Below are 13,500 nucleotides of genomic sequence, written 5' to 3'. Positions count from 1 at the left end.
GTGCGGGTCCATTTGCTGGTGGGCGCCGGCGCCGCAGACGTACTGCTGGACGTCGGGACCGTCGGCGGTGGAGGCGCCGCTAGTACGTGATCTGGAAGGTGGCGTCCTGCCGGTCGGCCAGTGCCGAGCCGGAGCCGAGCGGATCGATGCGCAGCGCGTAGTTCGAGTGCCGGATGTAGCGGTCGGGGAAGTTGTAGGAGCGGAACGACGCCCACGCGCCGTCGGCCAGGCCCGCCGTCCGGTAGAAGGTGGCGTCGGCGCGGAACGTCGCGGTGTTGTCGTTCGGATCGAGCCGCAGCGCGTAGTTCGAGTGGCGCAGGTAACGGCCGGGGACGTTCACCGACTCGAACGACACACCCGCGGAGTCGGCCAGGCCGGGGACGAGACGCCACTGCTGGTCGGCCGTCGGGTCCATCGGGAACGGGTCGATCCGGGCGGCGTACGCGGCGTGCCGGACGTACCGGTCGGGGGCGTTGTACGACTTCAGCCGGTTCCACTGCGGCGCGCCCCAGCGGGAGATGAGCGCGGACTGCTCGGCGGCGGTGATCGGCGAGATCGTCGCGTGCTTGGCGTTGATCGGGGCCGTGTACGCCCGCTGGTTGAGCGCCGACCAGGAGTTGCCGTTCACGTTCGACGACTGCCAGGCGTAGAAGACCGCGTTGGCCGGCGAGAACGAGTCGCCCCACAGCCAGAAGGTGCTGCTCGTGTTCGACTTGACCAGGATCGGCGCCTCGATGGCACCGCCCTGCCGCAGCCCGCCGGTCAGCGTGGTGAAGCTGTTCGGCAGGCCGGTGGTGGACCGGGCGACGTACAGGTTGCCGTTGGAGAGGTTCTTGTACGACAGGTAGAAGTTCGAGCCGTCCACGAGCACGTCGCCGTCGAGCACGTTGAAGCCCGGGTCGAAGAACACCTGCGGGCTGCCCATGGTGATGAAGTCGGTGGTCCAGTTGACCATGAAGACGTCACGGGTGCCGTTGTTGGCGGAGTAGATGACCGCGTACGCGTTGCGTGAGGGCACCCAGAAGGCCTCGGGGGCCCACGAGTGCGTGGCCATGGTGTGCAGGCGTACCCGGCGATAATTTGAGAAACCCGTCAGGTTCGCTGAGTCCCACACGTGGATGTACTGGTTGTTCAGGTTGAACACGCGGCCCTTGAGGTCGGTGGCCAGGACCACGAACGTGCCGTCCTGCTTGCGCAGGATGTACGGGTCGCGCAGGCCCTGCATGCCGGCGGTCGGGGTGGCGACCGGGTTGTTCTGGTTGAGCGGCATCCAGCTCAGCCCGTCGGAGCTGACCGCCAGGTGGAGGGCGTAGCTGTCGCCGGACTGGTTCGGGGACTCCTTGAAGTAGCCCATCACGTACGCCGCGTACGTGGCCGCCGACGCGGCGGGCGCGGTCGCGACGGCGCCGGCCACGCTCATGAGCAGCACGAGCAAGGCGGCGATCTTTCGACGGAGGAACACGGGGGACCACCCTTCGGGGCATCGCAACTATGTTTGCGCTAACATTTCTAGACGCAAGCCGACCTGGGAAAACCGGCGGGAGCCCCCTGCGAGACGGGGACATCGGGTCGCGGCAATGTTTCTGCCCTATTTCCCGCAGAGTGTTTACGTTGCCATCCCGGATGTCAACAGGCGGCCGCAAGAAATCCGGAAGGCCGATTTGCCGTGCCTGACGGGTATTGACCGATCGAATGCGCCCCCACACACTGATGTGACGCCGAGATGGCCGGCCGCTTCGCCGCGGTTACGGACGGCGCAGCGCGCATCGGCGTCCCACGGAACTCACCTGCCCGATACGCCGCCCAAGAATGTTAGCGTTCACATTTCAGTGCTCGGAAAGGGGCTCGCATGACGGTCGGCAGAGGGGCGGCCGCCACGGCCGCGCTCGTTCTGGTCTGCTCCGGCCTGGTGGCGACGGCCGCTCCGGCGTACGCGGCGACGCCGCCCACCGGCGCCCGGTCGCTGGAGTCGGTCAACTATCCCGGCCGGTACGTCCGGCACCTCGACGCGCTCGGCCGCCTCGACCAGGTCACCTCGGCCGCCACCGCCCAGACCAAGCGTGAGGCGACCTTCACGATCGTCAACGGGCTGGCCGCGCCGTCCTGCTACTCCTTCCAGACCGCTGACGGCCTCTTCCTGCGGCACCGCGACTGGCGGCTGCGGGTGGACGCCAACACCGGCGACGCGACGTTCCGGGCCGATGCCACGTTCTGCGCCGTCGACGGTTCGGTCTCCGGGTCGACGTCGCTGACCTCGTACAACTATCCGAACCGGCGGATCAGGCACCGCGACTTCGCGCTCTGGCTGGACGCCTACCAGGACACCGCGGCCTTCCGCGCGGACAGCTCGTTCCGGATCGCCGCGCCGTGGACGCCGAAGACGAACCGGAACCCGGTCATCCCCGGCCTGTTCGCCGACCCCCACGTCACCGCCATCAACGGCCGCTACTACCTGTACGCGACGACCGACGGCTACGCGAGCTGGCGCGGCACCTACTACAAGGCGTTCTCCTCCGCGGACCTGGTGACCTGGACCGACCACGGCGTCATCCTCGACCACGGCCCCGACGTGTCGTGGGCGGACGACTCGGCGTGGGCACCGGCGCTCGCGGCGGCCAACGGCCGCTACTACCTGTACTTCAGCGGCGGCGCGGCCTCCGGGAACACCGCCAAGCAGCTGGGCGTCGCCGTCTCCGACTCCCCGACAGGGCCGTTCCGGGACGCGCTCGGACGGCCGCTCGTCGCCGCCGGGCAGTACTCCGGCCAGGCGATCGACCCGATGGTGTTCACCGACGACGACGGCCGGTCGTACCTGTACTGGGGGCAGGGCGCCGCCCGTGTCGTGCCGCTCAACGCCGACATGACCTCCTTCGACGCCGCGCAGGTGCGCACGATCACCCCGTCCGGCTACAACGAGGCGCCGTTCGTGTTCCGGCGGGGCGGGATCTACTACTTCATGTGGTCGGAGAACGACACGCGCAGCGAGGACTACCGGGTGGCGTACGCGACCGGGTCGAGCCCGCTGGGGCCGTGGACCAGGCGTGGCGTGGTGCTGCAGAAGCGGCTGGAGGCCGGGATCAAGGGCACCGGGCACCACTCGGTCGTCCGGGCTCCCGGCACTGACACGTGGTATGTCGCTTATCACCGGTTCGCCGTACCGGCGGGGAACGGGACCAACCGGGAGGTGGCCGTCGACCGGCTGGAGTTCGCCGCGGACGGGACGATCCGCCCGATCGTGCCGACGCTCTGAGATCATTCCCCGGAGTAGTTCACAAACGGATCAACTTCGATCACTTTCGATCGCTAGGATGAGAAGGTCCCGAGGAGGACCATGACCCATCCGGCGACCGACGCGCCCGCCCTGCCCGCTCCGCCCTTGACGAGCGGCGTCCCCGGCCCCCTGCTCGGCCGGTGGGGCGCGGCCGCCTCACCCGAGGCGCTGGCCCGGATCCTGCCCGATCCCGAACACACTCTGCCCGTGCCGTCCCGGTACGCGGAGGAGGAGCTGGCGCGGGTGCGCGAGCGGGCGGAGGCGGAGCGCGGGTCGCCGTGGCCCCAGCCGCTGGCCACCCTGTACTCCCGCTACTTCCGCGACGGCGACCGCACCGGCTACGAGAGCGCCGTGTTCGCCCGGCAGGACCGGCTCACCCGCGCGATCCTCATGGCTGCCGCGACGGCCGCGATGGCGGAGACCGCGGAGACTGCCGGGACTGGGGCGACCGTGGCGGACGCCGCGACCGTGGCGGACGCGTGGCTCGATGAGGCCGCGGATGGCCTGGTCCTGCTGTGCGAGCAGAGTTCGTGGGCCTGGCCCGCCCACGAGGACACCTGCCCGGCGCGCGGCACCGTGCTGCCCGACCCGGCGACGCCGTGCCTGGATCTGGGGGCGGCCGACGTGGCCGCGCAGCTCGCCTGGGCCGACGCCGCGATCGGCGACCGGCTCGCCGCGCGCTTCCCCGGGCTGCGCGAGCGTATGCGCGCCGAGACGCGGTGGCGGGTGCTGGAGCCGTTCGCCCGGCGGCGCGACTGGCACTGGCTCGGCCTCGACGGGCGGGTGCACAACTGGTGCCCGTGGATCTGCGGCAACGTGCTCGTGGCCGCGCTGCGGCTGGGCGAGCCGGGGCCCGGCCGGGCGCGGCAGGTCGCGCTGGCGATCGAGGGCCTGGACCGCTACCTGGCGGCGCTGCCCGCCGACGGGTCGGTGGACGAGGGCTACGAGTACTGGTGGAACGGGGTGTGCCGCGCGCTGGAGGCCCTCGACGTGCTGGAACACGCGACGTCCGGAGCCCTGGAGGCCGTCGGCGTGCCGGTCGTGCGCGAGACGGTGCGGTTTCCGTACCGGATGCATGTGGGCGGGCGGTGGTACCTGAACTTCGCCGACGCCCGCGCGCGGCCGCCGGGCGATCAGCCGTGGCACGTCCTGCACCGCTGGGCGCGCCGAGTGGGCGACGACGACGGCGTCCGGCACGCCGTGGCGCATCGGGGCGGGGGTGTTCCGACCGATGCGGAGCTGGGACGGGCGCTGAGTGAGCTGGCCGATGACGGGTGGCGGGGAGCGGGTTCCGCCGAGCCGCCGCTGGTGGCTTCGGCCTGGCTGCCCGGCACGCAGGTGGGGGTCGCCCGCGCCGAGGCGGGGACCGTACGGGGGCTGCTGCTCGCGGTCAAAGGCGGGCACAACGCCGAGAACCACAACCACAACGATGTGGGCACCGTCGTGGTCGCCGTGGACGGGGTGCCCGTGGTCGTGGACGCGGGGCGGCCGACGTACACGGCCCAGACCTTCGGCCCCGACCGGTACGCCATCTGGACGATGCGCAGCGGCTGGCACAACGTCCCCGTCGTGCGCGGCGCGGAACAGGGGCAGGGCGCGTCCTTCGCGGCCCGCGACGTCGAGGTGACCGACGAGCCCGGCGTCTTCGCCCTGCGCCTGGACCTCGCTCCCGCCTACTCCGTGGCGGGGCTCCTGAGCTGGCGGCGTACCGCACGACTGGATCGGAAGGACGGCGGCGTGACCATCGAGGACTCCTGGACCTTCGGCGACGAGGGGCCACCCGGTGAGGTGCGGTTCCTGCTGGCGGGGGAGGTGCGGCAGGAGGCCCCCGGACGGGTGCTGGTCAGGCCTCCCGGCGACGGCCGGGCCGCGCTCCTCACCTGGAATCCCGGGTCGGCGTCCGCGGCCCTGGACGAACGGAAACTCGACGATCCGATGCTGGCCGAGGTGTGGGGCCGGCGGCTGACCCGGCTGCGGTTGGCACCGCCCGCCGCGGCCCGCGGATCCTTCGCGGTGCGGGTGCAGGTGGCTGCCTGATGCGTTTGCCAAGCAGAGGCACGGATCTGGCGCCCGTGGTCGTAGCTACTCAGAAAGGCAGGGCCGCGTGACCGTCTCCGACCCCACTCCGCTGCCCGATGAACGCCGCGCCCAAGTCGTGGAGCTGCTGCGGCGGCGCGGACCCGTCCGGGTGACCGACCTGGCCGAGGAACTGGACGTCTCCGCCATCACGATCCGCCGCGACATCGCCCTGCTCGCCTCGCAGGGCGTGATCCGGCGCGTCCGGGGCGGGGCCATGCTGCTCGACGGCGCCCCCGCCGAGGAGCACGGCGAGGAACCGGACGGCGAGACCGACGGCGAAGTCCGGCGGTTCACCATCGGCATGGTCGTCCCGTCGCTCGACTACTACTGGCCCGAGGTCATCCGCGGCGTGCGCGAGGCCGCCGCGGCGGCCGGAGCCAGGATCGTGCTGCGGGGCGCCACCTACCAGGCGGCCGACGAGCGACGCCAGCTCTCGGGGCTCATGGAACTCGCCGGCGTCGACGGCCTGCTCGTCGCGCCCACCACGACCGGCGACGACGGCGAGGAACTGGTGCGCTGGCTGCGGCAGGCGCCCGTCCCCGTCGTGCTCATCGAACGGGCCGCCACCATCGGCGCGTACGGCGAGGCCATGGAGTCCGTCGTCAGCGACCACGCGCTCGGCGCGACCATGGCGGTCCGCCACCTGGCCGCCCTCGGCCACCGGCGGATCGGCGTGATCACCACCCTGCAGAGCCCCACCAGCCCGCACGTACGGCGCGGCTGGCGGCAGGCGGGGGAGGAGCTCGGCCTCGACCTGGACGGCACCCCCGACGTCGTCACCGTCGACCAGCGCGACCCGGCCTGGTCCGGCGTGCTGGACCAGACCCTGGACGCCTGCCGGGAGACCGGCACGACCGCGCTGCTGGTCCACTCCGACCCGGAGGCGATCAGCCTCGTGGAGCGCTGCCGGGAACGCGGCATCCGGGTCCCCGCCGACCTGGCGGTGATCACCTACGACGACGAGGTGGCCGAACTGTGCGATCCGCCGCTGACGGCGGTCCGGCCGCCGCGCCGGTCGATCGGGCGGGCCGCGTTCACGCTGCTGGCCGACCGGCTGACCGACCCGGACCCCCACCGGCCCACGCATCGCGTGGTCATCGAGCCCCGGCTGATCGTGCGATCGTCGTCGTGACGACGTCCTCGACGCCGTCCGCCCAGGTCACCCGGGCGGCGTCGCCGTCGTGGACGATCACCGGAGGGGGCGGTGCCGGGCTCGCGCCGAGATGCAGGGCCAGGGCGTACCACCGGCCTGGCCGAGCGGGACCGGCGGTCGCGCACCAGGGGATGACGGTCCGCCCGGCCAGCGGCGTGGCGTCCTCGGCGATCGCCACGTCGCTACGATCCAGACCGGGGCCGGGAACGACCGACGAGGTCACGGCCGCGCCTTCGGGAACCGCCCAGCCGCCGACACGCAGCGGGAACGCGCCCTCGCCCGCGACCTGGACCAGCCGCGCCTCCCACGGGCCGCGCACCGCCGACACCACCGTGATCCACGGCCCCAGCACGACCTCGCCCGCACGGCCGTAGCCGTGGTCGGCGGCGTCCTGATCGGGTTCGACCCAGTGCGCCCGCCAGCGGGACGCGCCGACGGCGGTGCCCGTGGGCAGGCAGCCGGCCGGCAGCGTCTCGAAGCCGGTCCGGTGGCTGGGCCGCCCTCCGGCGTCGAGCAGGACGGCCGACTGGTCGAGCGGCTCACCCGCGTACGGCCCGGCCAGGACGGGGGAGGAGGCGGTGGAGTAGCCGAGCCGCGCGTACAGCGGCGAGTCCGTCCGGTGGTCCCCGGGAGTGGCGTGGTCGGTGCCGTGGTTCACGACCCGGACGACGCCGTCCGCGCGGGTGCCGGAGACCAGCCAGCCGGGCGCGTGGATCACCCGGCGGAAGTCGCCGCGCTCCACGGGTAACGGCTCCTCGGTCGCCGTCCACACGGGATGGCCGGCGGGCAACGCCAGACCGTACAGGCCCTTGGCCGCCCAGTACGGCGAGCCGGGACCGGAGTAGGACTGCGCGATTGCCCGCCAGGGCCCGTGCCAGCCGAGCGTGAGCAGCCCGTCGTCGCCGGGCGCGCCGTGCTCGGCGAAGTGGCGCGCGATCCCGGACGCGGCACGGCGCAGCAGGCCGGGCGCGGCAGTCGCGACCCCGGCCCGCGCGGCGGCCCAGAACTGGGCGGCGGCCGCGAAACGGTAGGTCAGGCTGCGGCCCTGCACGAGCGGCGAGCCGTCCGCGCCGACCAGGTGGACGGCGTCGTCCAGGTAGCGTTCGAACCGCGCGAGATAGCCGGGGCGGCGCGCGTCGGCGGCCGGATCGCCGGCGGCCATCTCGGTCCACAGCAGCGGGTAGAAGTGCAGCGCCCACCCGGCGTAGTGGTCGTAGCCCCGGCGTTCCCCGTCGGCGTACCAGCCCTCCGCGCGGGCGAAGCCGTCGGTCAGCGCCAAGCCGGTCTCGACGTCCTCCCGCGCGTACGGCCCGCCGACCGAGGCCAGGAACTGCTCGACGACGAGCTGGAACCAGATCCAGTTGATCGGCGGGTACTTCCCTCCGACGGCCGGCGCGAGGTAGGCGACCACCTGTTCGCGTACGCGCTCGTCGAGGTGGTCCCACAACCAGGGCCGGGTCAGGTGGAGCACCAGCGCGATCGAGGCGGCCTCGACCTTGGCCTGGTCGTGCTCGTCCAGCCGTACCCAGCGTTCCGGCGAGGCGGGGTCGGTGCCGGCGGCCAGGCCGCGCGCGTACCACTCCAGGTATCCGCGCGGGTCGCGGCCGTGCTCGCCCGCCACCCGGAATCCGGCGGCCAGGAATGTGCGCGCGAACCCTTCGAGCCCGTCCACCCGCGGTCCGTACCCGCCGGGCTCGCCGGGGAAGGAGAGGAGCGCGTGCTCCGGCGAGGCGTGTCCGCGCGCCGACAGCAGCAGATGGTCGGCGAGCGCGACCCAGTGCTCCCTGGTCCAGCCCGTGTACGGCGAGAGCCGCCGGTCCTCCAACTCCGCCAGTGATGCCAGCAGCCGCATCGGGCCTCCTGTGCCGAGAACGCTATTAATCAGAAGTGCTCAAACTGATCAATGACGGGCATTAACATTGATCATAACGATCATATTAACGTTAACATTCCCTTGACCTGATTGAAATGATCGGACATGATCGGTCCACTGACAAGCGCTTGCTACCGAAAGGATCGGTGTGCGAGACCGCCCGCGACCCCAGGCCCTGCTGGTGATGGATCCCGCTCACCTCGGCGTGCAGTTTCAGGAACCGCAGTTACGCCGGTTGCGTGATCTCGTCGAACTCGCCGATCCCCTGTCCGCCGCCGACCTGGACGCTCCGCTCGTCCGGCGCCGGCTCCACGAGGTCGAGGTGCTGGTGACCTCCTGGGGCTGCCCGCCGCTCACCAAGGAGCGGCTGGACGCGGCGCCGGGCCTGCGGGCGATCTTCCACTGCGCCGGGACCGTGCGCTCGTTCGTGACGGACGAGGTGTGGCGGCGCGGGCTGCTCGTGACCAACGCGGCGGACGAGAACGCCGTACCGGTCGCCGAGTTCACCCTCGCCGCCATCATCTTCGCCGGCAAGAAGGCTCCCTTCCTGGCCCAGGACGCGCGCAGGCACCGCGCCGACTGGTCCTACGCGGGCCGGCGCGGCGAGCTGTCCAACCGGGGCCGGACCATCGGCGTCGTCGGTTTCTCACGGGTCGGGCGCAGGGTCACCGAGAGGCTGCGGGGCCTCGACGTGCACGTCCTGGTGTCCGACCCGTACGCCGACGCCGCCGAGGTCCGCGCCGCGGGCGGGCGGCTCGTCGCGCTGCCCGACCTGCTCTCGCGCTGCGACGTGCTCACCCTGCACGTCCCGGCGCTGCCCGCCACCCGCCACCTCATCGGAGCGGCGGAACTGGCGTTGCTGCGCGACGGCGCCACCGTCGTGAACACCGCGCGCGGGGCCGTCCTGGACACCGCCGCGCTGGAGGCCGAGTGCGCCAGCGGACGCCTGGACGCGATCCTCGACGTCACCGACCCGGAGCCGCTACCCGCGGACTCTCCGCTGTACGACCTCCCCAACGTCATGATCACCCCCCACATCGCGGGCTCCCTGGGATCGGAGACCCGGCGAATGAGTGAGAGCGCCCTCGACGAACTCGACCGCTACCTGTCCGGCCGGCCGCCGCGCGCGGCGGTGACGGCCGACGAGTTCGCCGTGAGCGCCTGAACCGGCTTCACGAAAGGAGACCGGATCGATGCGCACTGCCATCAGCTCCGTCAGCGGGCATGTGAAGATCATCGGGGTCGCCGCCGCTCTCGCGCTGGGGGTCGCCGCGTGCGGCGGCGGCGGCGCGGGGGCGCCGAGCGCGGGCGGCGGGAGCACCACCCTCTCCGTCACCGTGTGGAACCTGGCCAAGACGCCGGAGTTCACCGCGCTGTTCCAGGCGTTCGAGAAGGCCAACCCCGGGGTCACGGTGAAGCCGGTGGACATCCTCGCCGACGACTATCCGGAGAAGGTCACCACCATGCTGGCCGGTGGCGACAAGACCGACGTGATCACGATGAAGAACGTGACCGACTACTCGCGCTACTCCAGCCGCGGCCAGCTCCTCGACATCACCGACGTGGCCGCCTCGGCCGACACCGCGAAGCTGGCGGGCCTGGACGCCTTCAAGGTCGGCGACACCTACTTCGCGCTGCCGTACCGGCAGGACTTCTGGCTGCTGTACTACAACAAGGGACTGCTGGCCAAGGCCGGCATCACCCTGGACGGGGCTCCGACCTGGGACGACTACGCGAAGTACGCCCAGCAGCTCAGCTCGGGCGAGGGCAACGACAAGGTCTACGGCACCTACCACCACACGTGGCGCTCGGTGATCCAGGCGGTCTCGGCGGCCCAGACGGGCGGTGACCAGCTCGGCGGCGACTACACCTTCTTCACCGACCAGTACACGATGGCCGTCGGCCTGCAGAAGAGTGGGGCGGCCCTCGACTTCGGCACCGCGACCGCGCAGCAGGCCGACTACCGCACCATGTTCGGCACCGGCAAGACGGCCATGATGCCGATGGGCACCTGGTACATCTCCGGCATCCTGGAATCCAAGAAGAAGGGCGAGAGCGACGTCGACTGGGCGCTGGCCCCGATGCCGCAGCGGCCCGGCTCCGCCGAGGTCGTCACCTTCGGCTCGCCGACGGCGTTCGCGGTCAACAAGCGCAGCGAGTCGGCCGACCTGGCCAAGAAGTTCGTGCAGTTCGCGGCGGGCAAGGCCGGCGCGGAGGCGATCGCGCAGGTGGGCGTCGTCCCCGCGCTGCAGGACCCGGCCATCACGCAGGCGTACTTCGCGCTGCCCGGCATGCCGTCCGACGAGCTGTCCAAGAAGGCGTTCGCGCCCGACAAGGTCGTGCTGGAGATGCCGGTCAGCGACAAGACCTCCGACGTGGACACGATCCTCAACGAGGAACACCAGCTGATCATGGTCGAGGACAAGTCCATCGCCGACGGGATCCGCTCGATGAACGAGCGGGTCACGAAGGAGGTCCTCAACTAGGAGCCGCCGCGGCGGGCTCCCGGGCCCGCCGCCTTCCCGGACCGGGCATCAGCCGAGACCAAGGATCAGCATCAGCATGGCCTCTGTCACGACGCGGCCCGCGCCGATCGCGCCGGGCGCACCCCGCCGCCGTCGGCCCTGGCGGAACATCCTGATCGGGACGAGCTTCATCCTCCCGAACTTCCTGGGCTTCGCCCTGTTCACCCTCGTCCCGGTGGTCGCCGCCTTCGCGCTGGCGTTCATGGACTGGGACTCGTACGGCACGCCCGAGTGGGTGGGGCTGGAGAACTTCCAGCGACTGTGGGACGACGAGAGCTTCCACGTCGCGCTGCGCAACACCTTCTACTACGCGGGCGGCCACATCCCGCTGACCCTGGTCGCCTCCCTGGGGCTGGCGCTGGCGCTGAACCAGAAGCTGCGCGGCGTGAACTTCTTCCGTACGGCGGCGTTCTTCCCGTACATCACGTCGCTGGTGGCGGTGGCCGTGGTGTGGAACATGCTGTTCAACCCGACGGCGGGTCCGGTCAACCTGCTGCTGGAGGCGGTCGGCGTGGACGATCCGCCGCGCTGGGTGTCGAGCACCGGCTGGGCGATGCCCGCGGTGATCATCACCAGCGTCTGGCGGGACATGGGCTACTACATGGTGCTCTATCTGGCCGGACTGCAGACGATCCCGAAGGAGTACTACGAGGCGGCCAAGGTGGACGGCGCCAACGCCTGGCAGCGGTTCTGGGGCATCACCCTCCCGTCGCTGCGGCCGACCACCTTCTTCGTGCTGGTCATGCTGACCATCCAGAGCTTCAAGGTGCTCGACCTGATCGTGGTCATGACCGGCGGCGGCCCTGGCCGCAGCACGCTCGTGCTGGCCCAGCTCGTCTACCGCGAGGGCATCGTCGAGGGCCAGTTCGGCTACTCGTCGGCGATCGCGCTGGTGCTGTTCCTGATCGTGTTCGGTGTGACCGTCACCCAGTTCCGCCTCAACGAACGGAGGAACGCGTCATGACCACGCTGCGCGAGGCGCCCCCGGTCACGAAGGGACCCTCCCGGCACGCCCGGCCTGGCCCCTCCGGCCCCGGGTACGCGCGCCTGCGGCGGGTGCTGGCCTACGCCGGGCTGGCGGCGGTGACGGCGCTGACGCTGGTGCCGTTCGGCTGGATGTTGTCGGCCGCGCTCAAACGCGACACCGAGGTGCTGGCCATCCCCATCCAGTGGATCCCGGACGAGCTGCGCTGGTCCAACTTCACGGAGATCTGGGACCGCATCCCGCTCGCCGCCTACCTGGGCAACTCGCTCTTCCTGTCGGTCACGATCACGATCCTCCAGGTCCTGACCGGCAGTTTCGCCGCGTACGGCTTCGCCAAGGTGCGCTTCCCGGGGCGGGACGCCCTGTTCCTGGGCTACATCGCCACGATCGCGGTGCCCTGGCAGGCGTACATGGTGCCGCAGTACATCATGATGCAGCGCGCCGAGCTGACCGACACGTACTGGTCGATCATCCTGCTCCAGGCGTTCGGCGCGTTCGGCGTGTTCATGATGCGGCAGTACTACCTGTCCATCCCGGACGAGCTGTGCGAGGCGGCCAGAATCGACGGGCTCAACGACTACGGCATCTACCGGCGCATCGTGCTGCCGCTGTCGAAACCGGCGCTGGCGAGCCTGGCCCTGCTGACCTTCGTCAACACGTGGAACGACTACATGGGACCGTTCATATACCTGACCAGCAACGAGCTGTGGACGGTGCAGCTCGGCCTGCGCTCCTTCGTCGGCCAGTACGAGGCCGAGTACGCGATGATCATGACGGGGGCGGTGCTGTCGGTGCTGCCCATCATGGTGATCTTCCTGTTCGGGCAGCGCTACTTCATCCAGGGCATCGCGACGAGCGGGCTGAAGGGGTGACCATGACCGGTCTGCGCATTCTCCGCCCGGCCCGGCAGGAGACGTACGAGAAGGTCTTCGCGACCGTGTACGCCGGGCTGGTGACCAACCTGCTGCTCACGCTGTCGTGCGCGCCGTTGCTGCTCGCGCTGGCCGTCGTCCGGGATCCGCTCGCGTCCTGGCCGTTCTTCGCGGCGCTGTCGGCGGTCTGCGCCCCGGCGCTGGCGGGGGCGTTCCGCTGCTTCGCCCTGGTGGAGGAGGGCTCGACCGCGGTGTTGGCCGCCTTTTGGGGCGGCTACCGGCGGGCTTTCGGCCGGGCGGTGATCGTATGGCTGGCGGGCGCGGCGGCCATGAGCGTGCTCGCGGTGGACGCCATGGTCGCCGGGCGCTTCGCGTGGGGGCCGGCGCTCGTGCCGTTCTTCGTCACGGCGGCCGGCCTGGTCATGGCCGTCGCCGTGGCCGTGCTCGTCGTGGTCACCGAGTCGCCCCGCGGAGTTCGCGGCCTGATCCGGCCATGTCTGTACCTGGTCGCGCGGCGCTGGTACCTGATGGCGCCCACGCTGGCCGTCCTGGCGCTCGCGGTCACGTTCGTGCTGGTCAAGCCATTGCTCGGCCTGCTTCTCGGGCTCGCCCCGCTGCTCTACGCAGTCTGGGCGACCACCCGTTACGTCGTGCTGCCCCTGCTGCCCGGCTCCTGACGGACCCTGCCCAGCCCCTCCGCGATGCGTTACTGTATGTTTACGTAAACATCTGGACGCGCGGA

General features: G+C 71.2%; 10 protein-coding genes. 8 read left to right on the top strand and 2 right to left on the bottom strand.

The window, feature by feature from the left end; translation table 11 throughout:
* Positions 1-79 precede the first annotated feature (79 nt).
* On the bottom strand, positions 80-1,462 hold the full coding sequence (locus Aph01nite_RS08840) for a glycoside hydrolase family 43 protein (RefSeq protein WP_239161499.1): 1,383 nt from the start codon (positions 1,460-1,462) through the stop codon (positions 80-82).
* A 387-nt stretch (positions 1,463-1,849) separates the two neighbouring features.
* On the opposite strand from Aph01nite_RS08840, the gene Aph01nite_RS08835 reads away from it, so the two are divergent.
* From Aph01nite_RS08835 to Aph01nite_RS08825, 3 genes are all read left to right on the top strand, one after another.
* The gene (locus Aph01nite_RS08835; protein WP_204040291.1) at positions 1,850-3,250 is read left to right on the top strand and encodes a family 43 glycosylhydrolase; all 1,401 of its coding nucleotides are present in this window, start codon (positions 1,850-1,852) and stop codon (positions 3,248-3,250) included.
* 81 nt (positions 3,251-3,331) lie between these two features.
* Positions 3,332-5,308: a heparinase II/III domain-containing protein gene (locus Aph01nite_RS08830; RefSeq protein WP_204040290.1), complete on the top strand. Its 1,977-nt coding sequence runs from the start codon at positions 3,332-3,334 to the stop codon at positions 5,306-5,308.
* A gap of 67 nt (positions 5,309-5,375) precedes the next feature.
* Positions 5,376-6,482: a substrate-binding domain-containing protein gene (locus Aph01nite_RS08825; RefSeq protein WP_204040289.1), complete on the top strand. Its 1,107-nt coding sequence runs from the start codon at positions 5,376-5,378 to the stop codon at positions 6,480-6,482.
* On the opposite strand, the gene Aph01nite_RS08820 is transcribed toward Aph01nite_RS08825, so the two are convergent.
* Positions 6,445-8,355, bottom strand: coding sequence for a DUF2264 domain-containing protein (locus Aph01nite_RS08820; protein ID WP_204040288.1), 1,911 nt, complete (start codon positions 8,353-8,355; stop codon positions 6,445-6,447). The genes Aph01nite_RS08825 and Aph01nite_RS08820 overlap by 38 nt on opposite strands.
* Positions 8,356-8,524: 169 nt before the next feature.
* Between Aph01nite_RS08820 and Aph01nite_RS08815 the strand changes: the two genes are divergently transcribed.
* The 5 genes from Aph01nite_RS08815 to Aph01nite_RS41200 all read left to right on the top strand — a co-directional run bounded on the left by Aph01nite_RS08815 (position 8,525) and on the right by Aph01nite_RS41200 (position 13,435).
* A complete protein-coding gene (locus tag Aph01nite_RS08815; RefSeq protein ID WP_239161498.1) occupies positions 8,525-9,541 on the top strand; it encodes a hydroxyacid dehydrogenase in 1,017 nt (338 codons plus the stop codon).
* A gap of 28 nt (positions 9,542-9,569) precedes the next feature.
* On the top strand, positions 9,570-10,862 hold the full coding sequence (locus tag Aph01nite_RS08810; RefSeq protein ID WP_204040287.1) for an ABC transporter substrate-binding protein: 1,293 nt from the start codon (positions 9,570-9,572) through the stop codon (positions 10,860-10,862).
* 76 nt (positions 10,863-10,938) lie between these two features.
* A complete protein-coding gene (locus tag Aph01nite_RS08805; RefSeq protein ID WP_204040286.1) occupies positions 10,939-11,865 on the top strand; it encodes a carbohydrate ABC transporter permease in 927 nt (308 codons plus the stop codon).
* The gene (locus tag Aph01nite_RS08800) at positions 11,862-12,758 is read left to right on the top strand and encodes a carbohydrate ABC transporter permease (RefSeq protein WP_204040285.1); all 897 of its coding nucleotides are present in this window, start codon (positions 11,862-11,864) and stop codon (positions 12,756-12,758) included. Before Aph01nite_RS08805 ends, Aph01nite_RS08800 begins: the two co-directional genes overlap by 4 nt.
* Positions 12,759-12,760: 2 nt before the next feature.
* A complete protein-coding gene (locus Aph01nite_RS41200) occupies positions 12,761-13,435 on the top strand; it encodes a hypothetical protein (RefSeq protein ID WP_239161497.1) in 675 nt (224 codons plus the stop codon).
* The last annotated feature ends 65 nt before the right edge of the window (positions 13,436-13,500 follow it).

This window comes from Acrocarpospora phusangensis (assembly GCF_016862995.1).
In the GTDB taxonomy this organism is placed as follows: Bacteria; Actinomycetota; Actinomycetes; order Streptosporangiales; family Streptosporangiaceae; genus Acrocarpospora; species Acrocarpospora phusangensis.
Note: the sequence above shows the minus strand (reverse complement) of the source record. Positions and strands in the feature narration are given on the sequence as shown.